Genomic DNA, 23,797 nt, shown 5'->3' with positions numbered 1-23,797 from the left:
CCGATACCGGTTTTGCGTGCGGAAATGCGTCTGGGAAAAAGATGCGCCATTATCCATGGAGAGCGGAAGATTTATAAGAAACGGGCTTGCGCGTGAAAATCACGGCGAGCATCACTTTTTCTCAAAACAGCCGATTGCAGGATTTTCATTCCCCGGAATGATCCAAATATACCCCACAATTTTTATAGGATTTACATAGGCTTATAGGTAATTTCCGGTCGTGAAGAATGCCGGAACATGTTTGGGCCACCGTCGCGGCAGCACTGCAATCAGATCGAAACGCAACGACAGGCGGGTATGGTCAGGCTGGCGTTGCAGCCAGAGATCGGCTGCCGCTTCGATACGGCGCGTGGCCTGCGGCGTGACGGCTAGATGCGCGGCTTCCAGGCTGCTCCGTGCCTTGACTTCGACGATGAGCACCAGATTGCCTCGGCGCGCGATCAGATCGATTTCGCCAAGCCGTGTTCGATAGCGCCGCGCGACAATCCGAAAGCCTTTCAGAAGAAGCACCAAAGCCGCAAAGCGTTCGGCGCTGTGTCCGCGAAAGAAAGCGGTTCGCTTTTTCTCGCGGAGGTCTGTCATCGCTGATCCGATTTCAGTTGCATGAGGCGCTGATACAGAACTGATTTCTGTCCGCCGGTCATGCGTGCTGCCTCGCCTGCGGCCTTGGATGGCGGCAGTTCGTCGGCAAGTGACAGAAGCAGCTTGTCGATGTCCTCCTCGCTTTGCGGAATGGTGTTGCCTGTCGGTGGACCGACCAGCAGAACCACTTCACCACGAATGCGATCTTCGCCGTCAAACTCCGCTGCAAGCTCGCCCAGCGGTGCAGTGCGAATGGTCTCATAGGCCTTGGTCAGTTCGCGGCAGAGCGCGCCCAGACGATCCGGCCCGAACACTTCAGCCATTTCTGCCAGCGTTGCCGCTGTCCGGTTTGGCGATTCATAGAACACCAGCGTTGCGTCGATACCCTTGAGGCTTTCAAGCTTCGACTGTTTTTGCCCATGCTTGGAGGGCAGGAAGCCGCAGAACATGAAGGCGTCGGTCGGCAGGCCCGATGCAGCGAGTGCGGCCAGAACGGCGGAAGCACCCGGAATAGGCACGACACGAATACCGGCCTCGCGCGCTTCGCCCACCAGACGGAAACCGGGATCGGAGACAAGTGGCGTGCCCGCATCAGACACCAGCGCAACGCTTTTGCCCGCTGAGAGCGCCGCTATCAGCTTTTCACCGGCTTCGGCGGCATTGTGCTCGTGATAGCTGATGGGGCGACGCGCTATGCCATAACGGTCGAGCAAAACGCGGGTCACGCGTGTATCTTCACAGGCCAGAATATCGACGGACGCCAGTGTTTCGATACCGCGCAGCGTCATATCGCCGAGATTTCCGATGGGAGTCGAGACGATATAAAGAGCGGGCTCCAGTGGTCGGGCGCGCATTGTCGTTCCGCCAACCACATATTCGCGTCGCCCATCGTCAATATTCTGGGCGCCTGTTTCTTCCGTCATTCTACGTCCTTCAGTGTCTGAATCAAAAAGCGGCAGGCTGTGGCGAAAATGGTGATTTCAAGAACCGGAGCGCAGCGTACATTAAGGTACGTGAGCACCGGAAGCGCAGAAATTGCCATTTGCAGCCCGGCATGGCGTCTTTTGGATCAGACACTCATGCGGCCAGATCGGCAACCAGCGCATCCAGCACCAGCGCGCCATCCGGCGTTGCGCGAATGATGCTGCCGTTCATCGGCTCAATCATGCCTTCCGCGATCAGTTTCGCAAGCCGCTTTTCATCAACCGCATGGCCAGAAAGCCGCTCATAACGGGCAAGATCTATGCCTTCGCGTAAACGCAGGCCCATCATCAGGAACTCGTCGCCTTCCTGCTCGCCATCGAGATATTCTTCCTCGATAATGCCATGGCCGTTGCGTTCGACCTTATCCAGCCAGGTTTCCGGATGTTTTTCGGTCATGGTGACGGTACGAATATCATTTTCCACGAAACGCCCATGCGCGCCGGGACCGATGCCGACATATTGCCCGTAACGCCAATAGACGAGATTGTGCTGTGACTCGCGCCCCGGCACCGCGTGGTTGGAAATTTCATAGGCGGGAAGACCGTGCTCTGCCGTCACCCTTTGCGTTTCCTCATAAAGCGCTGCAGCATGATCCGGCTCGGGCGTCGTGAGTTTGCCAGCCTTCCAGAGATTATAGAACTGCGTACCTTCCTCGATCGTCAGTTGGTAGAGCGACAGATGATCGGCAGCGAGCCCGATGGCCTCTTTCAGTTCCTCCCGCCAGGCTTCGATTGTCTGGTTCGGGCGCGCATAGATCAGATCAAAGGACAGGCGCGGGAAAATCTCGCGCGCCAGCCGAATGGCCGCCTTGGCTTCCTCGACCGAATGCATGCGGCCAAGACGACGCAGATCAGGATCATTGAGCGCCTGAATGCCAAGCGACACACGATTGACGCCTGCTGCGCGATAGCCGCGAAAGCGATCAGCCTCCACACTCGTCGGGTTCGCCTCCAGCGTTACCTCAATGTCCGGTGCCACCGACCAATGGGACGCAATTCCATCGAGAAGCGCGCCCACGGTTTCCGGCTGCATCAGCGACGGCGTGCCGCCGCCCAGGAATATGCTGGTGATCGTGCGCGGGCCGGTGCGCTCACGCAGCGTTTCCATCTCGCGAAGAAACGCTTCCGAAAAACGCGCCTGATCGACCGGCTTGTGACGAACATGGCTATTGAAGTCGCAATAAGGGCATTTGGCCAGACAGAATGGCCAATGCAGGTAAACGCCAAAAGCATTTTCCCCATTTGCACGCGCGATCGGGATCGACCCGGCGGCATTTGCGCGAGCCGCATCTAGTGCCTGCAAAGGGGGAAACAGCTTGTTCATTTTGCGGATGCTGGCTCCACATTAAGCACTTTTTCGGCGAAAAGCTTGAAAGCACGGGCACGATGCGACAGGGCCGAAGCATCACCAGGCTTCCAGCCGTGCTTCTCATCGGCAGTCATTTCGCCGAAAGTCTTTTCATAGCCATCGGGCAGGAAAATCGGGTCGAAACCGAAACCCGTAGTGCCACGCGGCGGCCAGACAATCGCGCCCTCGACTTCGCCACGGAAATATTCAGCCTCCCCATCGGGCCAGGCAAGGCAGATGACCGATACGAAACGCGCCTTGCGCTGCTGCGGCGCAACGGCAGCCTTTTCTTGCAGCAGGTTCTCGACCTTCTGCATCGCCATGTCAAAATCGCGTGTGCCGTCTTCCGTCTCGGCCCAGTTTGCCGTGTAGACCCCCGGATCACCATCAAGCGCATCGACCATCATGCCGGAATCGTCGGATAATGCGGGCAATCCGGTGGCCTCAGCCGCAGCAAGAGCCTTGATATAGGCGTTTTCCTCAAACGTGGTGCCGGTCTCGTCCGGCTCAGGCAGGCCAAGAGCGGCAACCGAACTGACCTCGAAGCCGAACGGACCGATCAGACCGTCGAACTCCTTCAGCTTGCCCGCATTGTGCGAAGCGACGATCAGCTTGCCCTGTTCCAGTTTTCTCATTTTCAGTTCCACAGTTTGGGTTCGGCAATCTCCAGCGAATTGCCGGACGGATCACGGAAATAGATCGAATGCGCACCGTTCGGCCAGTCGAACTCGGCCTCGATTGCTATGCCATGTTTTGCCAGATGGTTGCGCCAGCTTTCCATCTCCTCGCGGCTTGCAGCAAAACATACATGGCCGGGACCGCTTGTGCCATGTGACGGCACGGGCAAGTGCCCCGGCAATGGCGGCTTCAACGTCTCCTCGGCCTTGAAGAGAAGCAATATGCCGTCGCCGCACCGGAAAAATGCGTTACGCTCGCTAACTTTCCCGATCGGCTCCAGACCCAGCGTACCGTGATAGAACTCTATAGCCTCCGGGACATCGCGGACATAGAGCGCCGTTTCAAGGATGCGTGCTGCGCGCATGGAAGAGGCCTCCTCAATATATCGAGCAGACCTCGTTCCTATCAGGCGACGGCCATCTTCTGCAAGGACACAAGGCGATCAATGCCGCCGCGAGCGAGCTTCATCAGATTGGCAAACTCTTCTTCCGAGAAAGGTGCACCTTCCGCCGTTCCCTGAATTTCGACAATTCCGCCTTTGCCTGTCATCACGAAATTGCTGTCGGTTTCGGCGACAGAGTCTTCGGCATAATCGAGATCAAGCACCGGCTCGCCCTCGTAGATACCGCAGGAAATCGCCGCAATATGATCTTTCAAAACCTTCTCGACGCGCACCATCTGGCGCGCTTCCATCCAGCGCAGGCATTCATGAAGCGCTACCCAGCCGCCGGTGATGGCTGCTGTGCGCGTGCCGCCATCGGCCTGAATGACATCGCAATCCACCGTGATCTGTACTTCGCCAAGCGCCTGCATGTCCACGACGGCGCGCAAGGAGCGCCCGATCAAACGCTGGATTTCCTGCGTGCGTCCGCCCTGCTTTCCGGCAGCGGCTTCGCGGCGCATGCGATCACCGGTCGAACGCGGCAGCATGCCATATTCCGCCGTGACCCAGCCCTTACCCGTATTGCGCATCCAGCCCGGCACCTTTTCCTCAAGGCTTGCGGTGCACAACACATGCGTATCGCCAAACTTGACGAGGCAGGAGCCTTCGGCATGTTTGGAGATGCCGCGTTCGAAAGAAACGGCACGCATTTCGTCAGCCGCACGCTTGGATGGACGCATAGAAAATTCCTCGATTCATTTTTCCAGTGCGGCTTTTTAGGCTTCCCGGTCGCAAATAGAAAGCCATTCTGCCCGAAAAACCGTCAGAGATGTTGAGAGGCCTGTCACTATAGCCTAAAGGCTTTGACGCTTTGACTTGCGACCTTATATTTGGCGTATGCTATTTCTAGTGTGGCGAATCCGAAATTCGCATCACCTGGGAACAGCGCTGTGAACGAATTTCGGATTCAAAGCCACACTAGGGTTCGCGACCATATTATGATGAAAACGCCGGAACACCAGCTTTTGAGTTCGCTCGACCAGCGTTCGCGTGATATTTTCCGGCTGATTGTGGAAACCTATCTGAACGATGGTGACCCGCTCGGCTCGCGCAACCTGTCTCGACTGCTGCCGCATACGCTTTCACCTGCCACGATCCGCAATGTCATGAGCGACCTCGAGCATCTGGGTCTCATCTATGCGCCGCATATTTCAGCCGGACGCCTGCCGACGCAGATCGGGCTACGCTTCTTTGTCGATGCGTTTCTGGAAGTGGGTGACCTGCCGCCGGAGGAACGCTCCTCCATTGAGGCGCAGGTTCGTTCCGCCGGAATGAACAATTCGGTTGAAAGCGTTCTGACCGAGGCAAGTCAGGTTCTTTCAGGGTTGTCGCGTGGCGCGGGCCTCGTGCTTGCAACAAAGGCAGAAGGCGCGCTGAAACACATCGAATTCGTTCGTCTCGAACCGACCCGCGCTCTCGCCGTTCTGGTCATGCAAAATGGCGACGTCGAAAACCGCGTCGTCAATCTGCCCGTCGGTATCAGTAATTCGCAACTGGTCGAAGCATCGAATTTTCTCAACGCGCATATTCACGGCCATACGCTTTCCGAAGCCAAGGCTGAATTGGAGAAGCTGACGGAAGAAACGCGGCAGGAGCTCGATCAGCTGTCGCAGGAACTTGTCGCCCAAGGACTGGCGGTCTGGAGCGGTGCCGGAACGGATCAACCGGCACGGCTGATCGTTCGCGGACGCGCCAATCTTCTGGAAAATATCCATGCGCAGGAAGATATCGAGCGTCTGCGCCATCTCTTCGATGATCTTGAGACCAAGGACGGCATGGTCCAGCTTCTCGATCTCGCCGAGGCCGGATCAGGTGTCCGCATCTTCATTGGTTCGGAGAACAAGCTTTTCTCCCTTTCCGGCTCATCGCTGGTGGTCGCCCCCTATCGCGACAGCGAGCAAAGGGTTATTGGTGCTCTGGGAGTCATTGGGCCCACCCGGCTCAACTATGCGCGGATCGTTCCCATGGTGGACTACACCGCCCAGATCGTTTCCCGCCTCCTGCGGTAACTGTGAGATTTGCCGGGACAAACCAAGTCCCTGAAAATAGACCTTGATTTTACTGGCATGAAACTCGATATCCGCCCCAGAAGATATTCAAGACGGAAGTAGCATTATGGCTGACGAAAAAAACAAATCCCAGAACCCCGATCTTGAGCAGCGCGACATCAACAATCCCCGGGATCGTGAGGCGCTGAACCGAGCTGCCGACGATTTTCTGAAAGCGCGTAAGGCTGAAGCTCGTGCGGAAGCTGCCGAAGATGAAGCTGAGGCAGCCGTAGATGAAACCGCAAACCGGATCGCGATGCTCGAGGCAGACAATGGTGAGCTGAAGGACCAGCTCCTGCGCGCTGCTGCCGAGATGGAAAACCTGCGCAAGCGCACCCAGCGCGATGTGCAGGATGCACGCACCTATGCCGTGACCAACTTCGCGCGCGACATGCTGTCGGTTTCCGACAATCTGCGCCGTGCACTTGAAGCTATTCCTGCCGATGCCCTGGCGACGGATGCCAGCCTGAAGTCACTCGCAGACGGTGTCGAAATGACCGAACGCGCCATGCTGCAGGCTTTGGAACGTCACGGCGTCAAGAAGCTGGAACCGGAAGGCCAGAAGTTCGATCCGAATTTCCATCAGGCCATGTTTGAAGTGCCGAATCCGGATTTGCCGCACAACACCGTCGTGCAGGTCGTGCAGGATGGTTATGCCATCGGCGACCGCGTTCTGCGCCCGGCGATGGTCGGTGTGTCCAAGGGTGGCCCGAAGGTAACCGCCGACAATGGCGGTGCGGCTTCCGACGGCAACGCCTGATTTCAGCAATAACCGGTGAAAATTGGAGCGGCGGCTTTGTCTGCCGCTCTTTTCATATCTGCAGTCCGGTTTGCAATAGAGTGCATTTCGATCTAATTCGATCGGCTATTCGCCCTAACCTATTCTATTTGAAGCATAATTTTATCGACCATCGTTACACTCCGGTCGGATTATGCTCTATTGTGCGTATTGCTATTGGCGCGAACCGGTGAAAAGTTGTCACTGGATATATGGAGGAGACTGCAGCGTGACGATTCCTGAGTTTCTGAATTTCGCAGGCGTTTTCGTTTTCGCTGCGACCGGCGCTCTTGCAGCTTCGCGCCGCCAGCTCGACATTATTGGTTTTCTGTTCCTTGCCAATATCACTGGTATTGGCGGCGGAACGTTCCGCGATCTCGTCCTCGGTGCGCCCGTTTTCTGGGTTGTCGAGCCAACTTATCTGCTGGCGGGCACATTGGCCGCCATCTTTGTTTATTTCACTGCCCATATGGTCGAATCGCGCTACCGCGCCCTGCTCTGGCTCGATGCCATTGGTATGGCCGCCTATACAGTGTTGGGTGCAGCCAAGGGGCTGGCGCTCGGTTTCGGACCATCCGTCGCCATTGTGACCGGCATTTCCACAGCCACTCTGGGCGGCATATTGCGTGATATGGTGGCAGGCGAGCCTTCTGTACTGATGCGCCGTGAAATCTATGTCACGGCTTCGCTTGCCGGTGCGTGCCTGTATGTTTTGCTTGCCTGGCTGCGGATCGAGCCAGCTATATGTGCAATTGCAGCGGCTTTAACCGCGTTTGTCATTCGAGGCGGCGCGCTTTATTTCGGCTGGACATTGCCCGTCTATAAAAGCCGTCCCGGACGCACGGAAGAAGAACTTCAGCGCGACCGGATCATCAGGCCGGAATAAATCTTAAACAAGGCCAGCCTGGCCTGCGGCAGCCTGCAGGCTGAGCTGCGGACGCGGCCCCATCTGCTGGATAATAAGCCCCGCCGCCAATGAACCAAGACGGGCGCAATCTTCCAGTGAACGCTCGTTCGTATAACCGTAAAGGAAACCGGCTGCGTAGAGATCGCCTGCGCCGGTCGTATCGACCAGCGCGTCGATTTCAATGGCTGGGACGGTCAAGGTCTGGTCAGGTGTGACGACGACCGCACCTTTTTCCGAACGGGTGATGATCGAAAGCGCGCAGTCCATGCGCATGGAGGCAATCGCCGTTTCAAGCGACTTCGTCTTATAGAGTGACTTCGCCTCATCCTCATTGGCGAAAACGATATCGACAGTGCGCGAGCGCATGAGTTCCAGAAACTCTTCGCGATACCGGTCGACACAGAACGGGTCGGAAAGCGTCATCGCCATCTGGCGCTTCTTCTCGTGCGCGATCTTCGATGCCATGACGATGGCTTCCTTCGCACGCGGCGGATCCCACAGATAGCCTTCGAAATAGGTCACCTTCGCATCGGACACCTTGGAGGTCTCGACATCTTCAGGTCCGAGTTCCACGCAGGCGCCGAGATAGGTATTCATCGAGCGCTCGCCGTCCGGCGTTACGAAAATCATGGAGCGGGCGGTTGGCGATCCCTTTTCCAGCGGGCGAGTGTCGAATGCAACGCCCTGTGCGCGGATATCGTGGGCGAAAACGCGTCCCAGATGGTCGGTCGCCACCTTGCCGAAATAGGCTGAGCGTCCGCCAAGGCTTGCCACACCTGCTGCGGTATTTCCGGCACTGCCACCCGACATTTCCGTCGCCGGACCTGCAATCCGGCTATAGAGCAATTCCGCACGCTCTGCATCGATCAGGTTCATCGCGCCTTTGACGATGCCATTCGTTTCCAGAAAAGCGTCATCGGTGCGCGAAAGAATATCGACAATGGCGTTGCCGATGCAAAGAACGTCGAATGTGGCCATGAGCGCGAGAAGCTCCCCTTTTGATTAGTCTCCTATCCGGCAAAAGCAGATCGTCATCAGAAAAGTCGCTATGCACTTTTCCGCGACATGCGTTGGCCGGATATGCGGCAGTCATGTGGGTGCCGGTTTAGCGGTTTGAAACCCCTTTGGCTACCCTGCAAGCCTCCCGCATTGTGGGTAGTGCGGCTTGCGCGAGGGTGGAGGCATACCTATTTCCATCTTCGTCCACAGTTGGAATTGGGTCGAAAATGATCTTAGAAGCTGCCCTGAAAGCTCTGAAGCGCCTGACCACGCCGGAATTGCGTGCAGTTTTCTGGAAGACCCTCGGTTTGACGCTGTTGCTGCTGATCGGTCTTTGGGCCGCAGTCCGTCAAATCTTTTTTACTTTTGCCTGGCCGTGGATGGAGCAGATACTGCCCGGCATGCCGGAATGGGCGGGCTGGTTTGGTATCGTCGCCGCTATTGTCGCAGGTCTTGGTCTGGCACTTGTGCTCGCATTGATGATTGCACCTGTCACCGCACTTGTGGTTGGCCTGTTTCTCGATGACGTGGCTGAAGTGGTCGAGCGCGAGGACTATCCGGGCGACCCTTCAGGCATGTCCTTGCCGATTGCCCGCTCCGTTGTCGTTTCGCTGAAATTTCTCGGCATCGTCATCCTCGGCAATATCGTCGCCTTGCTTATGCTGTTCATACCGGGCGTCAATCTGATCGCCTTCTTCGTCATCAATGCCTATCTGCTCGGGCGGGAATTCTTCGAGTTTGCTGCCATGCGCTACCGATCTGAGGCCGAGGCGAAAGCGCTGAGATCACATTATGGCGTGACGGTCTTTCTGGCTGGATTGCTGATTGCGGGCTTCATGGCGATCCCCATCGTCAATCTTCTGACCCCGCTTTTTGCGGCAACGATGATGGTCCATTTGCACAAGGCAGTCTCACAGCGCGAGGCCCGGCTCACGCCTGCGGCGGCAAGGGGATAAGCGGCGCAGGAATGTCGCAGGTTTTCGCCGGATATTTGCAGATGTCGGCAATCACGCATTTCTCGCATTCCGGCTTGCGCGCCTTGCACACATAACGCCCATGCAGGATCAGCCAGTGATGCGCGTGAAGCATGTATTCCACCGGAATAACCCGGACGAGGATGGCTTCCACAGCCTCTGGCGTTTTGCCGGGCGCAAGGCCGATCCGATTGCCTATGCGCAGAATATGTGTATCCACCGCCATAGTCGGCTGGCCGAAGGCCATGTTCAGCACCACATTGGCCGTCTTGCGGCCAACCCCCGGCAGCTTCACCAGTTCATCCCGGTCCCCCGGCACTTCCCCACCGTGATCGCGGATCAAGGCTTCGGACAGAAGAATGACATTCTTTGCCTTGTTCCGCCAAAGCCCGATGGTGCGAATGTGGTCGCCGACTTTCTCTTCGCCGAGCGCCAGCATTTTCTGGGGCGTATCAGCAAGTGCGAAGAGCCCGCGCGTCGCCTTGTTGACCCCGGCATCGGTGGCCTGTGCCGACAGAACCACAGCAACAAGAAGCGTAAATGCATTCACATGCTCAAGCTCACCCTTCGGCTCCGGCCTCTGGATCGAGAAACGGCGAAATATCTCATGAATTTCATCCGCCGTATAAAGCGTACCACGCACCCGACGTTGAGAGCGGGCGGCGGGAGCAGCGTTCACAGGCGATTTGATTTTGGCCTTTTCCATTCCGCCTCTATAATGGTTTCCCTATCGACAAAACAATCAGCAGCTTGACGCAGGCCCTTAAGGGCCGCCGACAGCAGCCAGATGACCTGAAAACTATGCATCATCCAGACGGCGCGGAACCTGACCGGTTCGACAAACCCATTTTCGAAGCCCTGCTGACCCCCTATCGTTCGCTGGGGCGCACGGGTTTTACTATCTTGATGAGTGCGTTGATCGGCTGCTGGATGTTCGTGAGCCTTCTTTTCTGGTCCATCGGTGCCTGGCCGATCTTCGGATTTTTCGGCCTCGATGTTCTGCTGATCTATCTGGCTTTTCGCTGGAATTATCGGGCTGCTCGCGCACGCGAGGAAATCTCCGTGTCCCGCTCTGCCCTGCATATTCACAAATATGCGGCGTCCGGCAAAATGACTGCACATCGTTTCAATCCATTCTGGACACGGTTCAAGGTTGCACGAAAGCCGGATATCGGAATTACCGGCATGTGCGTCGAAAGCCGTGAAGCGAGTGTCGTGATCGGAAACTTCCTCTCCCCGGATGATCGCGAAAGTTTCGCAACCGCTTTCGGTGCAGCGCTTTCAGAAGCGCGCCGATAGCAACACTCCAATATTGCCGAGTATCCTGAACCTCTGCTTCGCTTTACGTTGAAGCGAAGGAATCCGGATTGGCCCTTGAAGTCAGGCTTTTCACAAGCCATATCAGTTAGCGAAGAGATACGCCGTAAGGGTTCTCTTCATAACGGTCGCTTCTCATCAAGGACTGATGCAATGACAAGAATGACTCCGTTTTCGAGCCCTCTGCTGCTCGGATTCGACACGATGGAAAAGACGCTGGAACGGATCGCAAAATCCGGCGACGGTTATCCGCCCTACAATATTGAACGCCTGCGCGGCGAGACGGGTTCCGAACGCCTGCGCATTACCTTGGCGGTAGCCGGCTTTGCCAGCGAAGACCTCGAAGTCATGACGGAAGACAATCAGCTCGTCATCCGCGGACGCCAGACCGACGATACTGAACGCGAGTTTCTGCATCGAGGCATAGCTGCCCGACAGTTCCAGCGTGTTTTCGTTCTGGCAGACGGCATGCGGGTTCTCGGTTGTGACCTGAAAAACGGTCTTTTGGCCATCGATCTCGACCGCCCTGAACCCGAACGGCTGGTTAAACGAATCAACATAGCGGTGAAAGACTGAACTTGTTCAGTTTTTGTTCAGCACAATACCGCTATATTGAAAATGTGAAGCTCTGATGCGGCATGGTCGCAAATGACATGCCGACGAAATGGAGGCTAAGACCATGGACAGACATATATTCACCGAAAACGAATTCGCCCATCTCGGCGAAGGTGAAGTTGCCTATGTGCGCAAGATCCGTTCAGATGACCTTGCCCGCAGCTTCCCTGCCCTCCCACCGATCGAGCCGGGCCTGGAACTCTGGGCGCTCTTTGGCGCCAGCGGTGAGCCAATTGTGCTCTCCGACGTTCGCGCCACCGCGCTACAGGGTGCACAAGACCACGAACTGCGCACGGTGATGCTGCACTAAGGTTTGATGCGATACCGGCCATCACCGGTATCGCATTTCCGCATGATATTAATGCGGAGGAATCTGGTGCATGCAATTGCCGTAAGTCGTTTTCAGGCAGTATTCGTATTTCTGCTTGTAATGTTTCCACTCCTTGCAAATCGTTTCTGCCAGTTTCTGACATTGCTCTGATTGCCCCGATGAACTGATGGGCGATATCAGAGGATTGGCCAGTGCTGCACCTCCAGCAAAAGCAAATGTCAGCGGGAGTAACAACAGCGCAGCTTTCAATTTCATTGAGTACCTCTAAATTATCCATCGTCGCGTGGGCAATGTAGAGATTTCTGCAAGACCTCGAAATCGAAAAACAGTGGTAGTGATTTTGTGGCCAACTTTGCTTGCAATATTTTGCAGGTACTTCATGGAAACTATTCGCAAAAAACAAAACCGCCGTTCGAACCGAACGGCGGTTTTGTTTACGAGAAACTATTTGAACTCAGGCAGCGTTGGAAGCTGGCTGAGCGGTCAGGAATGAATAAAGCGCCTGCGCGTCATGTGTGCCGCGCAATTTGGCAACAGTATCGGCGTCGCGCAGCATACGGGCGATGCGCGAAAGTGCCTTCAGATGATCCGCACCGGCATTTTCCGGCGCGAGAAGCAGAAAAACAAGATCGACGGGTTGATCGTCCAGCGCCTCGAAATCGACCGGGGTTTCCAGACGAGCGAAGATTCCGGCTATTTTGTTGATATTCGCCAGCTTGCCGTGCGGAATGGCAACGCCATTCCCCACCCCGGTGGAACCGAGGCGCTCACGCTGGAGAATTGTTTCGAAAACTTCACGCTCAGGGAGACCGGTCAGTTCCGCAGCCTTCTCAGACAAAATCTGCAAAAGCTGTTTTTTGGAGCTGGCTTTCAGCGCCGGGATAATCGCCCCAGGCTGAATCAGATCACTAAGATCCATTCTCTCCGTTCCTTCTTCAATCAGGCCTTTGCGGCCCGGTTTGGGGAAGCGCACGCGGCCGCCTAATCGCGATCCGCTGCGTGCGCTTCAGGTTTGCCGTCAGGCGCGAGGCGCGGCCTGGCGGGTGACCATCGATGGGTCGACCCAGCCGATATTGCCGTCCGCGCGACGGTAGACGATGTTAACTTCATCATTGCCGGCATTGCGGAACACCAGAACCGGGTTTTCAATCAGGTCCAGCTCCACGACCGCCGATGCCACCGACATGGTGCGCAGGGCAACGGACGATTCCGCAACAATTGTCGGCGCGTAATCCGCCGGAAGATCCTCCTCTTCCTCCGACAGCGGTGCCATAACACGATATGCGACGTCATCATAGATCGCTTCTGGCTGCATAGCCGGGCGCGACTTCAGACGACGCTTGTAGCGGCGAAGGCGGGTTTCGATCTTGTCCGCCGCCGCTTCAAAAGCCAGTTGCGGATCCTGTGCGTCGCCAGTGCTTTGCAGAGTTGCACCACTATCGAGGTGCAAGGTGCAATCCGCACTGTAACGCGAACCGGACTTGGTGACCGTAACCTGTCCGGAAAAGCCATGATCGAAATATTTGCCGACAGCTTCGTTCACCCGATCAATGATCCGGGTTGTGAAAGCTTCACCGACGTCCATATGCTTTCCAGATACACGCAGAGTCATTTGGCACACCTCATTTGCGTTACACCACAGGACTCAGTCTAATCACAAGGCGAGCGAAGCGCAAAGCGAACCAGCATCAAAGATGCTTTTCGTCCTGTGCGTTTTCCAACTAAATTCATTGTGCATGCACGCTTTTCAAGCACACTTTCCGGCGAGGTGTTGAAACACCTTCCGAAAAGCCTTCGAAGTCGTGACTGCTCCAATCAATAGCCCCTTTACGGGATGGTTGCCGCACATCGCTCTTTTATGTAACGCCCCGGTAGCTGGTCCGTTGCCCGGATTTTTCCAGCCGGTTTTCCCGGAATGTCACATTGCCCTTCCTTCAAACATATGAACAACCGCAATTTCTTCCAGAAATTACAGCGATATTATCAGACCTTGCCCGCAAAACGCATTCGCCGGAAACGTCCAACCCATGTCTTCATCCCAAAACCGGTTCTACTTCGAGGAGACATGCTTCAATTCTGCTTTGGCGTATTCTCGGTCACAGAAACACATGCGCTTCTGCTGACATCTCGCCAATTCACGCTGATGACTTATCAGGAAGCCCCTGAAATAAGGGGATCCAGATAGGTGCCACAGCGCGAGCGGGGCTTCTATTGGGTGAATTGGCGCTTGTCAATTGGTCCTCCTGCCAGTTGGTCATCTTGCAATGCCGTTCTTTCCGCAAATCGAGATCGAATTTTTCTGAAAGAGCAGCGCTGTAGATCCAAAATTTTAGAGCATTCCTCCATACTCAAATACGAGAATTAAGCCCTAGAGGTACAATCGGCGATTTAAGGCGGTCCCTTTCCAGCGCAATCTGTGGAACCGTTCTGGCTAGAGCGAAATGCGTTCACATTCGTTCGCACTTCCGCTCTATCTGTTTGTTTTAACGCATCTATGCGACGTCAGGTGATTCCACCCGGCTTCAAAATGCTCTGCGCAATCAGGACGCCGACAATCTTGCCTTTTTTTCACGCCTGCGCTGAACCGATGAGGCAATATTCATCGATTCCCGATATTTTGCGACAGTTCTTCGCGCTATATCCACACCGTCCTTCTTCAGCGCATCCACGATGGCATCATCGGACAGCACGTCGTCAGGCTTTTCAGCATCGATCATCTGGCGGATGCGATGACGTACGCTCTCCGACGAATGAGCATCGCCGCCCTCCGACGAGGCAATGGAAGCCGTAAAGAAATAACGCAGTTCAAACACGCCGCGCGGCGTGGCCATAAATTTGTTCGCGGTCACGCGACTGATGGTCGATTCATGCATACCGACCGCATCGGCGACAATACGCAGATTGAGCGGTTTCAAGTGGGTCACCCCTTGGCGCAAAAATCCGTCCTGCTGCCGAACTATCTCCTGCGTGACCTTGAGGATCGTACGCGCACGCTGGTCGAGGCTGCGTACGAGCCAGTTCGCGGTCTGCATGCAATCCGAGAGAAAAGCCTTTTCCTCAGGCTTCACGGCCGTACTCACCTCGGCATAATATTCGTTGTTGACGATAAGACGCGGCATCGCCGCCGCATTCAGCTCGATAGCCCAGCCACCGTCACGCGACGGCGTCACCAGCGCATCCGGCACAATGGCATCCGCCACGGAAATCTCGAATAGTGAACCGGGCTTTGGATCAAGCATGCGGATTTCGGTCAGCATATCGAGAATATCGGCCTGATCGACACCACACAGCTTCTTGAGCGTCGCGAAGTCGCGCCGCGCCAGGAGATCGAGATTGTCTATCAACGCCTCCATCGCCGGATCGAACCGATCCTTGAGGCGCAACTGTATCGCCAGGCACTCCCGCAGATCACGGGCAAAAAGGCCAGGCGGATCAAAGCTTTGCACCAATCCAAGGATGCGTTCGATCTCGATCGTTTCCACACCCAGATTCTGGGCAAGCCCAATCATATCGATACGCAGATAACCGCTCTCGTCCAGCGCGTCGGCAAGCGCTGTCGCAATGAACCGGTCCGCCGCTCTGGAAAACGTCAGCGCGATCTGTTCCGCCACGTGCTCGCCCAGCGACATCCGGCTGGCTGTAACCTGATCAATGTCATAACCGCTGCCTGAAACATATCCATCGCCGACAGAGGATTTCCATTGTGCGGCAAGATCGGGACTGATTTCATCGAAGCGACCCGGATCATCCGGAAAGATATTCTCAAGCGAGCTGTCGAAGGTGGATGAGAGATTTTCGGCATCATCCGAAGCGTCTGTTTTGAACCAGTCGCCATCCGACAAGCCGTCCGCCGCCGCATCCTCTCTATCGTTTTCGATATCGTCCCGTACGGTCTCGGAGCCCGCAAAATCATCATTCGCTGCCTCAATTCGATCCAGCAGCGGATTTTTTTCAATTTCAACGTCGAGAAATTGCTCCAGCTCCATATGCGTCATCTGCAGCAGTTTGATCGACTGCATCAATTGCGGTGTCATCACCAGCGATTGAGATTGACGGAAATCGAGCTTGGGCGACAGAGCCATGCGACGCGTAATTCTCCCCCAGTTGAACCCTGTCAATAACTGCGAAGCACATGGTCAACATGCACGCTACCCTTGACAGCAAACTTGCTTTCACACGGCGCTCCATCGACATGGGACCTGAGCCCAAACAGAGGGAATAAGCCGTCCGCTCGCAGCCACTTTAGGCTGAAAGCGCACTTGAATGAAAACTGGTATGAACCTTGCTTGTCAATTCAGAATGTGCAGTTTTGGGACAAAAGGGGAAATAGTCGCGGTTCAGCCGCACTTTCTGCAACGTTGGACAGAACATAACAGGCTCAAGCCGACGACCGGCCAGAATGAGGGCATTTCAAGAGGAACGTGAAACGATCCGGAAATACCCTGAAGATCAGAGCGTAAACTGGTCGCCGAGATAGAGCCTGCGCACGTCTGGATTGGCGACGATTTCGGCAGGACGACCGTGTGTCAGCACCTGACCGGCGTGAATGATGTAGGCGCGGTCGATAAGACCAAGCGTTTCACGCACATTATGGTCGGTAATCAAAACGCCGATTCCGCGACTTGTCAGATGGCGAACGAGCTGCTGGATATCCGAAACGGCGATCGGATCAACGCCGGCAAATGGCTCATCGAGCAGCATGAAGTTTGGGCGCGATGCCAGCGCACGCGCAATTTCGAGACGACGGCGCTCGCCGCCTGAAAGAGAAATGGCAGGCGCCTTGCGCAGATGAGCAATGTGAAATTCTTCCAACAATGCATCCAGCTCGGAAGCGCGCTTGGAGCGATCTTTCTCCACCACTTCCAGCACGGCCTTGATGTTGTTTTCCACCGAAAGGCCACGGAAAATAGAGGCTTCCTGCGGCAGATAACCGATGCCCAGGCGGGAACGACGATACATCGGCATCGACGTGACATCGAACCCGTCGATCTCGATGGAACCGGCATCAGCCGGGACGAGACCCGTCACCATATAGAAACAAGTGGTCTTGCCTGCGCCATTCGGCCCTAGAATACCGACGGCCTCGCCCGCACGCACACCGAACGACACGCCATTGACAACCTGCCGGCCGCGATAGCTCTTGCAGAGACCGCGTGCCACCAGCGTCCCCTTGAGACGCGCCGACTTACCCGGCTGGCCGGGCATCGCGCCCGCGACATCGGATGGTGCGTTGACATTTTGCGATGCGTCTTGCGGCCCGTCGGCCTTCTTGTTCCAGAACAATCCCACGCCTGCTCCGGTCAGTTCTGCTTGGGCGCAGCACCGCCCTGCTGTTGATCTTTCGGGGCCATGATGATCGATACGCGACCCTTGGTCTGGCCCTTGCAGCTTTCGACATTGGCGCGACCTGTATCGAGATGCGCCGTCAGCTTGCAACCGGTCACGACATTGTCGCCATCGGTCAGGACCACTTTCTGCCCCTGAAGAACCATCACCTGGTTTTTCGCATCATAACGACCGGTATCGCCGGTTGCGACCTGCGTACCAGACTTGAGGTAAACTTTTCCGGAGATGTCGATGTGATCGATGCTCGACGAATCGATGCCGCCAACGCCAGCACTTGCCGGTTCCGGAGCTTGTGCCTCGCCGTCTTTCTTGGCTTTATTGTAATAAACGGTCATCTGGCCCGCTTTCAGCAAGGCATCGCCCTGCGAAACGGCAACATTACCAGTGAAGATGGCTATGCCTTCCTTGTCGCGCATTTCCAGCTTGTCAGCGTCGATCTTGACAGGCGCCTTGCTGTTGGAAAGCTTCAAACCGTTCACGGCTGCGCCTTCCTGTGCCAAAGAGGCCGTCGGAGCTGCGACAATGCCGAGCGCCAGGCCGAGCGCCAGAACTGCAAATTCCATCCGCAAAGTGCGGGCCATCGTACCCTTGTTCATCTTGCCCGTCTCGCGTTCCATATATCTTCAGCTCCCCGAAGCACTCGACCATCCTTGGGCCGACATGCGGTCAGACGCAACATTAAGCACTTTGCGGCCAAATGGGAACATTCGGCGTCGCAAAATGCGATCAAAAAAACAGTTTAGAGCCTGTAGCATCCTGACTGCATCAGAATCACGCTCTAACAATTTGTTTTCGAGCACATTTCGATCTGAAAAATGCACTCAAGCGCCCGCACAGATATAAATCGGTCCGAACGCTTCCCCTATCTCAAATCAGGCACCCTTTTCAGGGAGCCTTGTTGGGCGAAACAACGCTGCCGTCAACAGTCATTCGAACCTTGTTCTCGAAAATCAGAACCTTGCCGTTGTCCTTGACCTGCATGCTGTCGGCCAGAATATGCGTGCTGCCGCTGCGGATATCGACAGGCTTGTCGGTCGTGATCTGCCCGCTCTTGAGATTTACGTCCGCAGAACGCAGCACCGCACGTAAACCCTCGTCTGTCGTAACAGTAAAGTCCTTATCAAGTTGCAAACGTCCATTGGCATTATCGTAAACGCCGGACGTTGCCTCGACCTTGGCCGTGCCCTTTTCACCAACCGGCAACTCGGCGGAGATGCCTTCAAGCGAAATCGCGCCGCTGTTCTTTGCATCCTGCGTCGCCTTGGAAGCGGTCATCGAATAGGGGCGATTGTCCTTGGTGTACCCGTTCAAATGCGGGCTTGTCATGACAAGCTTGCCGCTTTCGCCGCCATTGTTCACTTCCACCTTTATGGGCGTGTTTGGCGTCGCAAGAAATGTGTACCATGAGAAGACGGCAGCTACGATGATAGCAGCCACAGGCAGCGCGGTCTTCAAAACGCGAACACGAACCGAATGGCGCTGTGCAGCATGAAAAAGCGTCTCGGCTTTCTCCGACGCACCAAAACGCACGCCACCTGTGCCGCGAACCGGAGCAGTCGCGTCCTGCGGCGCGTGGCTATGTGTGGTGTCGGCAGTCATGTTGCGTTCTATTCCTCAACGGCTTCCGTAAAATTCAATAATCGGCGCGCCTATGTCGCGCTCTTTCATTTCAATAAGGTTTATTTGGGGTGAAATAGCCGGTTGCTCAATAGCTTTATACCGCACAAAACACCGCACCCGCCTCCCAAACAGGCAGCAGGAACAGCTTATGCCTTTGATAATTCAGCCCAATTTTCACTCTACCGAATTAGGTAGAATGCTAATCAACTCTTTGATACCACAAAATCGTGCCAAATTACAGCTATGCGTAATGCTGTCAGGAAAGCTGAGCTTGCGCCAAGCGCAAGAATCGCGCTTGACGTCATTACAATATGTATTTCAGGCACTATCTCTATCCAGAACGATTTTTCGAAGAGACTTGCCGCATGCTTTCATTCAAGGCAAAAGGTGACTTGTCGGTTGCAAGCCACGCTATTTGAACGAACGGATGGACGGGAATGGTTCAGGACGCCGAAGCAATTATCGAACGCCGGAAATTACGCAGAAAACTGACGATCTGGCGTGGAGCCTTCCTGCTTCTGATAGCAGCCTTGATCGCCGTATTTGCTTCATGGTCCATGCGCGGCACCAATTTCAACCAGCCGCATATCGCCAAGGTTCGCATTGAAGGCACCATCTTCGAGAACGAGGAATTGCTGAAGCGCCTCGACAAGATAGCCAAGGACGATGCCGTCAAGGGTGTGATTCTGGTTCTCGATTCGCCCGGTGGAACGACGGTGGGTGGCGAAGCGATTTTTGAAGCCGTGCGCAAGATTGCCGCGAAAAAGCCGGTCGTCACGCAGGTAGGAACACTTGCCGCCTCCGCCGGTTACATGATTGCCAGCGCATCCGACCATATCGTCGCGCGGCAGACATCCATCGTTGGTTCAATCGGAGTTCTGTTCCAATATCCTGATGTCTCGAAGCTTCTCGATACGATCGGCGTGAAGGTCGAAACCATCAAATCGTCGCCACTCAAGGCAGAACCCAATTATTTCAGCCCGGCCAGCGAAGAAGCCAAGGGCATGATCCGCAACATGATTATGGATTCCTACGCATGGTTCGTGGACATTGTCGAAAAGCGCCGTTCGTTTACGCATGAACAGGCGCTTGCGCTTGCCAATGGTGCCGTTTTTACCGGGCGGCAGGCGCTGGATAAAAAATTGATCGACGCATTGGGCGGCGAAGAGGAAGCCGTGGCCTGGCTTGCGAGCAAGGGGGTTTCCAAGGATTTGCCGCGTCTGGAATGGAAGCCAGTCAGCAGTGAAACGGGCTTCTCGTTGCGCGATCTTATCATTCATGCCGGTGCGCGCCTTCTCGGCGTGCCGCAGGAAGCCGATGGCATATTGAAGGAGATTGCCAAGGAACGCATCTTTCTTGACGGACTTCTCTCGGTTTGGCACGTTGACGGTACGCCTGAAACGAATTGACGCCAGCCGGGCAAACTTACACAATATCCGGTAGATACCGGATCAAACAAACAGAAGAACAGGGGTTTAAAGCCGTGATCAAATCGGAACTCGTTCAGATTATCGCCAGCCGTAATCCGCATCTCTTTCAGCGCGATGTCGAAAACATCGTGGGCGCGGTATTCGACGAGATCACAAACGCCCTTGCAGATGGCAATCGCGTTGAGCTGCGCGGCTTCGGCGCCTTTTCGGTGAAGAACCGCCCTGCCCGCAGCGGCCGCAACCCTCGCACCGGCGAAACGGTGGACGTGGAAGAAAAGTGGGTTCCCTTCTTCAAGACCGGCAAGGAACTGCGCGACCGTCTGAACGGCGCAGTCTGATAGACATCATGGCGGCAAAACGCATCATTGCCATCATCGTTCTCGTGCCGCTTGCAGTGGTTCTGATTGCATTATCGGTTGCCAATCGCGCATCGGTGCAGTTCACGATCGATCCGTTCAATCCGGGCAATCCCGCCCTGTCCTATAATGCGCCACTTTTCTTGTGGCTGTTTGGTGCACTTCTTCTCGGTGTTGTCATCGGTTCTCTGGTGACGTGGCTCACGCAGGGCAAGCATCGCCGCAAGGAGCGTATGTACAAACAGGAAGCTGCACGTCTGCTTGAACGCAGCACCGCCGCCGAAAAGCGCAATATATCGGTCGTGAACTCCTGAAACGCCCGCTATTCTCAAACCCGGAGGCAAAACTTCCGGGTTTTCATGGCCGCAGAGCGTTTGAACGTCGTTTTCCCCTTTCGCACCGGCCCTGTTTATCCTACCTAGACCCCAATCATGATGATTGGAGTTTCGGGTGAAAGCGCCAAAGGGAAAAGGCAAAAAGCCGTCGGGCGGCAAACAGGACCGTGGTTTCGAGCGCGCAAGACATGATGCGCCGCGTTCAGAAAGCAAATTTGATGGCAAGTCTGACAATAAGGGCTCGTCTTTCAAAAAACCGCGCCCCCAATTCGCCAAGACCGCACCCAAGCCCGTAGACGACAAGCCTGCCGCTCCGCTTCGCGAAATCAAGCCTTATGCCGGTGCACGCCCGGGAGAAAGACTGCCGCTCATTCTCGAAACGGAGCCCTCGCCCGATTATGCGCTTCTCGATAGCGGCAACGGGTTGAAGCTCGAGCAATATGGCCCCTATCGGATTGTCCGCCCGGAAGGTCAGGCAATCTGGTTGCCAAGCCTGCCGCAGAAAGAGTGGGATCAGGCCGATGCCGTCTTCACCGGCAACACCGACGAGGAAGGCATGGGGCGCTGGGCGTTTCCAAAAGAGCCGCTCGGCGAAACCTGGCCGATGCAGCATGATGGCATTTCCTTTCATGGCCGGTTCACGTCATTTCGCCATGTCGGCGTGTTTCCCGAGCAGGCCGCACATTGGTCTTATATGGATGGGCTTGTCCGGGAAGGTGTAAAGTCCGGACGCAGCGTGAAGGTGCTCAATCTGTTCGGCTATACGGGCCTCGCCTCATTGGTGGCGGCACGGGCAGGCGCGGAAGTGACCCATGTGGACGCATCCAAGAAAGCTATTCTCTGGGCGCGTGAAAATCAGGAAATGGCCGGGCTTTCCGATAAGCCGATCCGCTGGATCTGCGAAGACGCTATGAAATTCGTGCAGCGCGAGGAGCGCCGCGGCAGCTTCTATGACATTATCCTGCTCGATCCGCCTGCCTATGGGCGTGGCCCGAGCGGTGAAGTCTGGCAGTTGTTCGAGCATCTGCCCGCAATGGTCGATACATGTCGGTCCATCCTGACGCCAAAGCCGCTGGCCGTCATCCTGACTGCCTATTCGATCCGCGCCTCTTTCTTCGCTATTCACGAACTGATGCGCGACCGTTTCACCGGTCTTGGCGGCACGGTCGAATCGGGCGAACTTATTCTGCGCGAACGTTCCAACGATCAAACGGGCGGGCGCGCGCTTTCCACATCCATGTTCAGCCGCTGGGTAGCAAAATGAGCCGTGACGACGATTTTTCCAAAGGCGGCTCTCGTGCCGAATATTCCAAAGTGGGGCAGGTGAAGGAAGTCACCAGCCTCACCAACCCAATCGTGAAAGATCTCCGCTCGCTGGCGCTGAAAAAATTCCGCGACCAGCAGGGCGTGTTTCTGGCCGAAGGACTGAAGCTTGTCATCGACGCGCTGGAACAGGACTGGCGCATCAAGACGCTTGTCTTCGCCAAATCCGGCAAGGGCAACAAAATGGTTGAGCAGGTTGCCGCCCGTACCTTCGCCAAGGGCGGACTTGTGCTGGAAGTGACCGAAAAGATCATGGCTGCCATCACCCGTCGCGACAATCCGCAAATGGTTGTCGGTGTTTTCGAGCAGCAATATCGCCCGCTTGCAAGCCTCAAGCCGAAGAACAATGACGTCTATATTGCGCTGGACCGCGTGCGCGACCCCGGCAATCTGGGCACTGTCATCCGAACCGCCGATGCGGTCGGCGCCAAGGGCGTTATTCTGATCGGCGACACCACCGACCCCTATTCGCTGGAAACCGTGCGCGCCACGATGGGTTCTGTCTTTTCTATGCCGCTCTACAAAATAACGGAAGCCGACTTCCTCAACTGGCGCAAAGGCTTTTCCGGCCTTGTTGTCGGCACCCATCTGAAAGGTGCCGTCGACTATCGCACCATTCCCTATGCCAACAAGCCGGTCGTGCTGATGATGGGCAACGAACAGCAGGGCCTGCCGGACAGCCTTGCCGATACTTGCGACAAGCTCGCACGCATTCCACAGGCCGGTCGTGCAGATTCCCTCAATCTTGCGATTGCCACCGGGGTCATGCTCTACGAAATTCGTCGCGACGCACTCACGCTCGATGAAAGGGCTTCCGGATGAAGTGGCACGCGGTTTGGTCCTCACTTTTCGTCGTAGTTCTCACGGTGTTGATCGATCAGGGTGTCAAGCATCTGGTGGAAACGCGGATGGGCTACGGCCAGCAGATCGACCTGCTGCCGTTCCTTGCCTTGTTTCGCACGCATAATGAGGGCATCGCCTTTTCCATGCTGGCCTGGCTGCATGATTGGGGACTGGTCGCAATTACCGCCGCAGTTATTTTGTTCGTGCTTTATCTGTGGTGGACCAACGCGCCGGACCGCATCTTCGCCCGCTACGGTTTTGCACTTGTCGTCGGCGGTGCCATCGGCAATCTTATCGACCGCGTGATGCACGGCTATGTGGTGGATTATATTCTGTTCCACCTGCCGACCTGGTCATTTGCGGTTTTCAACCTCGCCGACACTTTCATTACCATCGGCGCGGGCCTCATAATTCTGGAGGAATTCCTTGGTTGGCGGCGCGAACGGGCTGCCCGCTAACCCAACGGGTTGAACAGTTTCTGCCTTTCGCATAATTTGATCTCTTAAAATTAAAAGCTTTTTGAAGAGGATAAGGTCCAGTCA

28 protein-coding genes are annotated in these 23,797 nt (G+C 55.7%); 13 read left to right on the top strand and 15 right to left on the bottom strand.

Features of this window, described 5'->3' with window-relative positions; translation table 11 throughout:
* Positions 1-201: 201 nt before the first annotated feature.
* The 6 genes from F9K94_RS12385 to rph all read right to left on the bottom strand — a co-directional run bounded on the left by F9K94_RS12385 (position 202) and on the right by rph (position 4,713).
* Entirely contained in the window at positions 202-582 is a 381-nt protein-coding gene (locus F9K94_RS12385; RefSeq protein ID WP_151645938.1) for a YraN family protein, read from the bottom strand.
* Entirely contained in the window at positions 579-1,505 is a 927-nt protein-coding gene (gene rsmI, locus F9K94_RS12380; RefSeq protein WP_151645936.1) for a 16S rRNA (cytidine(1402)-2'-O)-methyltransferase, read from the bottom strand. The genes F9K94_RS12385 and rsmI overlap by 4 nt, the downstream gene beginning before the upstream one ends.
* A 154-nt stretch (positions 1,506-1,659) precedes the next feature.
* Positions 1,660-2,889: a radical SAM family heme chaperone HemW gene (gene hemW / locus F9K94_RS12375; RefSeq protein WP_151645934.1), complete on the bottom strand. Its 1,230-nt coding sequence runs from the start codon at positions 2,887-2,889 to the stop codon at positions 1,660-1,662.
* Positions 2,886-3,548 (bottom strand): RdgB/HAM1 family non-canonical purine NTP pyrophosphatase, encoded by a 663-nt coding sequence (rdgB, locus tag F9K94_RS12370; protein WP_010658017.1) that lies wholly within the window; start codon positions 3,546-3,548, stop codon positions 2,886-2,888. The genes hemW and rdgB overlap by 4 nt, the downstream gene beginning before the upstream one ends.
* A 2-nt stretch (positions 3,549-3,550) precedes the next feature.
* Entirely contained in the window at positions 3,551-3,955 is a 405-nt protein-coding gene (locus F9K94_RS12365) for a VOC family protein (protein WP_061344852.1), read from the bottom strand.
* A 41-nt stretch (positions 3,956-3,996) separates the two neighbouring features.
* Complete coding sequence (gene rph / locus F9K94_RS12360) at positions 3,997-4,713, bottom strand: ribonuclease PH (protein WP_010658015.1); 717 nt, start codon at positions 4,711-4,713, stop codon at positions 3,997-3,999.
* 258 nt (positions 4,714-4,971) lie between these two features.
* Between rph and hrcA the strand changes: the two genes are divergently transcribed.
* The 3 genes from hrcA to F9K94_RS12345 all read left to right on the top strand — a co-directional run bounded on the left by hrcA (position 4,972) and on the right by F9K94_RS12345 (position 7,745).
* Positions 4,972-6,042, top strand: a complete 1,071-nt coding sequence (gene hrcA, locus F9K94_RS12355) for a heat-inducible transcriptional repressor HrcA (RefSeq protein ID WP_061344851.1) — start codon at positions 4,972-4,974, stop codon at positions 6,040-6,042.
* 106 nt (positions 6,043-6,148) lie between these two features.
* Entirely contained in the window at positions 6,149-6,841 is a 693-nt protein-coding gene (gene grpE, locus F9K94_RS12350) for a nucleotide exchange factor GrpE (protein ID WP_061344850.1), read from the top strand.
* Between the two features lie 247 nt (positions 6,842-7,088).
* Positions 7,089-7,745 carry a trimeric intracellular cation channel family protein gene (locus F9K94_RS12345; protein ID WP_151645932.1) on the top strand — a complete coding sequence of 219 codons (657 nt, stop codon included), beginning with the start codon at positions 7,089-7,091 and terminating at the stop codon, positions 7,743-7,745.
* Positions 7,746-7,748: 3 nt separating this feature from the next.
* Here F9K94_RS12345 and F9K94_RS12340 read toward each other — a convergent pair whose 3' ends face one another.
* A complete protein-coding gene (locus tag F9K94_RS12340; protein ID WP_151645930.1) occupies positions 7,749-8,744 on the bottom strand; it encodes an adenosine kinase in 996 nt (331 codons plus the stop codon).
* Between the two features lie 248 nt (positions 8,745-8,992).
* Between F9K94_RS12340 and F9K94_RS12335 the strand changes: the two genes are divergently transcribed.
* Positions 8,993-9,721 carry a sulfate transporter family protein gene (locus F9K94_RS12335; protein WP_151645928.1) on the top strand — a complete coding sequence of 243 codons (729 nt, stop codon included), beginning with the start codon at positions 8,993-8,995 and terminating at the stop codon, positions 9,719-9,721.
* Here F9K94_RS12335 and nth read toward each other — a convergent pair.
* The gene (gene nth, locus F9K94_RS12330) at positions 9,696-10,445 is read right to left on the bottom strand and encodes an endonuclease III (RefSeq protein ID WP_151645926.1); all 750 of its coding nucleotides are present in this window, start codon (positions 10,443-10,445) and stop codon (positions 9,696-9,698) included. The genes F9K94_RS12335 and nth overlap by 26 nt on opposite strands.
* A gap of 95 nt (positions 10,446-10,540) precedes the next feature.
* Between nth and F9K94_RS12325 the strand changes: the two genes are divergently transcribed.
* From F9K94_RS12325 to F9K94_RS12315, 3 genes are all read left to right on the top strand, one after another.
* Positions 10,541-11,038, top strand: a complete 498-nt coding sequence (locus F9K94_RS12325; RefSeq protein ID WP_151645925.1) for a DUF2244 domain-containing protein — start codon at positions 10,541-10,543, stop codon at positions 11,036-11,038.
* Positions 11,039-11,209: 171 nt separating this feature from the next.
* On the top strand, positions 11,210-11,632 hold the full coding sequence (locus F9K94_RS12320; protein WP_105540905.1) for an Hsp20 family protein: 423 nt from the start codon (positions 11,210-11,212) through the stop codon (positions 11,630-11,632).
* 103 nt (positions 11,633-11,735) lie between these two features.
* Positions 11,736-11,981: a BQ00720 family protein gene (locus F9K94_RS12315; protein WP_061344843.1), complete on the top strand. Its 246-nt coding sequence runs from the start codon at positions 11,736-11,738 to the stop codon at positions 11,979-11,981.
* Positions 11,982-12,029: 48 nt separating this feature from the next.
* On the opposite strand, the gene F9K94_RS12310 is transcribed toward F9K94_RS12315, so the two are convergent.
* From F9K94_RS12310 to lptC, 7 genes are all read right to left on the bottom strand, one after another.
* Positions 12,030-12,257 carry a hypothetical protein gene (locus F9K94_RS12310; protein WP_151645923.1) on the bottom strand — a complete coding sequence of 76 codons (228 nt, stop codon included), beginning with the start codon at positions 12,255-12,257 and terminating at the stop codon, positions 12,030-12,032.
* A gap of 199 nt (positions 12,258-12,456) precedes the next feature.
* Positions 12,457-12,921 (bottom strand): PTS IIA-like nitrogen regulatory protein PtsN, encoded by a 465-nt coding sequence (gene ptsN / locus F9K94_RS12305; RefSeq protein WP_006465889.1) that lies wholly within the window; start codon positions 12,919-12,921, stop codon positions 12,457-12,459.
* Positions 12,922-13,020: 99 nt separating this feature from the next.
* Complete coding sequence (hpf, locus tag F9K94_RS12300) at positions 13,021-13,614, bottom strand: ribosome hibernation-promoting factor, HPF/YfiA family (RefSeq protein WP_061344842.1); 594 nt, start codon at positions 13,612-13,614, stop codon at positions 13,021-13,023.
* A gap of 928 nt (positions 13,615-14,542) precedes the next feature.
* Complete coding sequence (gene rpoN, locus F9K94_RS12295; RefSeq protein WP_061344841.1) at positions 14,543-16,084, bottom strand: RNA polymerase factor sigma-54; 1,542 nt, start codon at positions 16,082-16,084, stop codon at positions 14,543-14,545.
* Between the two features lie 367 nt (positions 16,085-16,451).
* Positions 16,452-17,291: an LPS export ABC transporter ATP-binding protein gene (lptB, locus tag F9K94_RS12290; RefSeq protein WP_151645921.1), complete on the bottom strand. Its 840-nt coding sequence runs from the start codon at positions 17,289-17,291 to the stop codon at positions 16,452-16,454.
* Between the two features lie 11 nt (positions 17,292-17,302).
* A complete protein-coding gene (locus F9K94_RS12285) occupies positions 17,303-17,965 on the bottom strand; it encodes an LptA/OstA family protein (protein WP_151645919.1) in 663 nt (220 codons plus the stop codon).
* Positions 17,966-18,233: 268 nt separating this feature from the next.
* The gene (gene lptC, locus F9K94_RS12280; protein ID WP_151645917.1) at positions 18,234-18,947 is read right to left on the bottom strand and encodes an LPS export ABC transporter periplasmic protein LptC; all 714 of its coding nucleotides are present in this window, start codon (positions 18,945-18,947) and stop codon (positions 18,234-18,236) included.
* Positions 18,948-19,405: 458 nt separating this feature from the next.
* On the opposite strand from lptC, the gene sppA reads away from it, so the two are divergent.
* From sppA to lspA, 6 genes are all read left to right on the top strand, one after another.
* The gene (gene sppA / locus F9K94_RS12275) at positions 19,406-20,377 is read left to right on the top strand and encodes a signal peptide peptidase SppA (protein ID WP_151645915.1); all 972 of its coding nucleotides are present in this window, start codon (positions 19,406-19,408) and stop codon (positions 20,375-20,377) included.
* Positions 20,378-20,451: 74 nt separating this feature from the next.
* A complete protein-coding gene (locus F9K94_RS12270) occupies positions 20,452-20,736 on the top strand; it encodes an integration host factor subunit beta (protein WP_061344837.1) in 285 nt (94 codons plus the stop codon).
* 8 nt (positions 20,737-20,744) lie between these two features.
* Complete coding sequence (locus tag F9K94_RS12265) at positions 20,745-21,068, top strand: lipopolysaccharide assembly protein LapA domain-containing protein (RefSeq protein ID WP_061344836.1); 324 nt, start codon at positions 20,745-20,747, stop codon at positions 21,066-21,068.
* 136 nt (positions 21,069-21,204) lie between these two features.
* Positions 21,205-22,353, top strand: coding sequence for a class I SAM-dependent rRNA methyltransferase (locus F9K94_RS12260; protein ID WP_151645913.1), 1,149 nt, complete (start codon positions 21,205-21,207; stop codon positions 22,351-22,353).
* Positions 22,350-23,234 carry a TrmH family RNA methyltransferase gene (locus tag F9K94_RS12255; protein ID WP_151645911.1) on the top strand — a complete coding sequence of 295 codons (885 nt, stop codon included), beginning with the start codon at positions 22,350-22,352 and terminating at the stop codon, positions 23,232-23,234. The genes F9K94_RS12260 and F9K94_RS12255 overlap by 4 nt, the downstream gene beginning before the upstream one ends.
* Entirely contained in the window at positions 23,231-23,713 is a 483-nt protein-coding gene (gene lspA, locus F9K94_RS12250) for a signal peptidase II (protein ID WP_151645908.1), read from the top strand. Before F9K94_RS12255 ends, lspA begins: the two co-directional genes overlap by 4 nt.
* Positions 23,714-23,797: the final 84 nt, after the last annotated feature.

Source organism: Brucella tritici, from assembly GCF_008932285.1.
Taxonomy (GTDB): domain Bacteria; phylum Pseudomonadota; class Alphaproteobacteria; order Rhizobiales; family Rhizobiaceae; genus Brucella; species Brucella tritici.
This window is presented reverse-complemented; position numbering and strand designations above follow the sequence as displayed.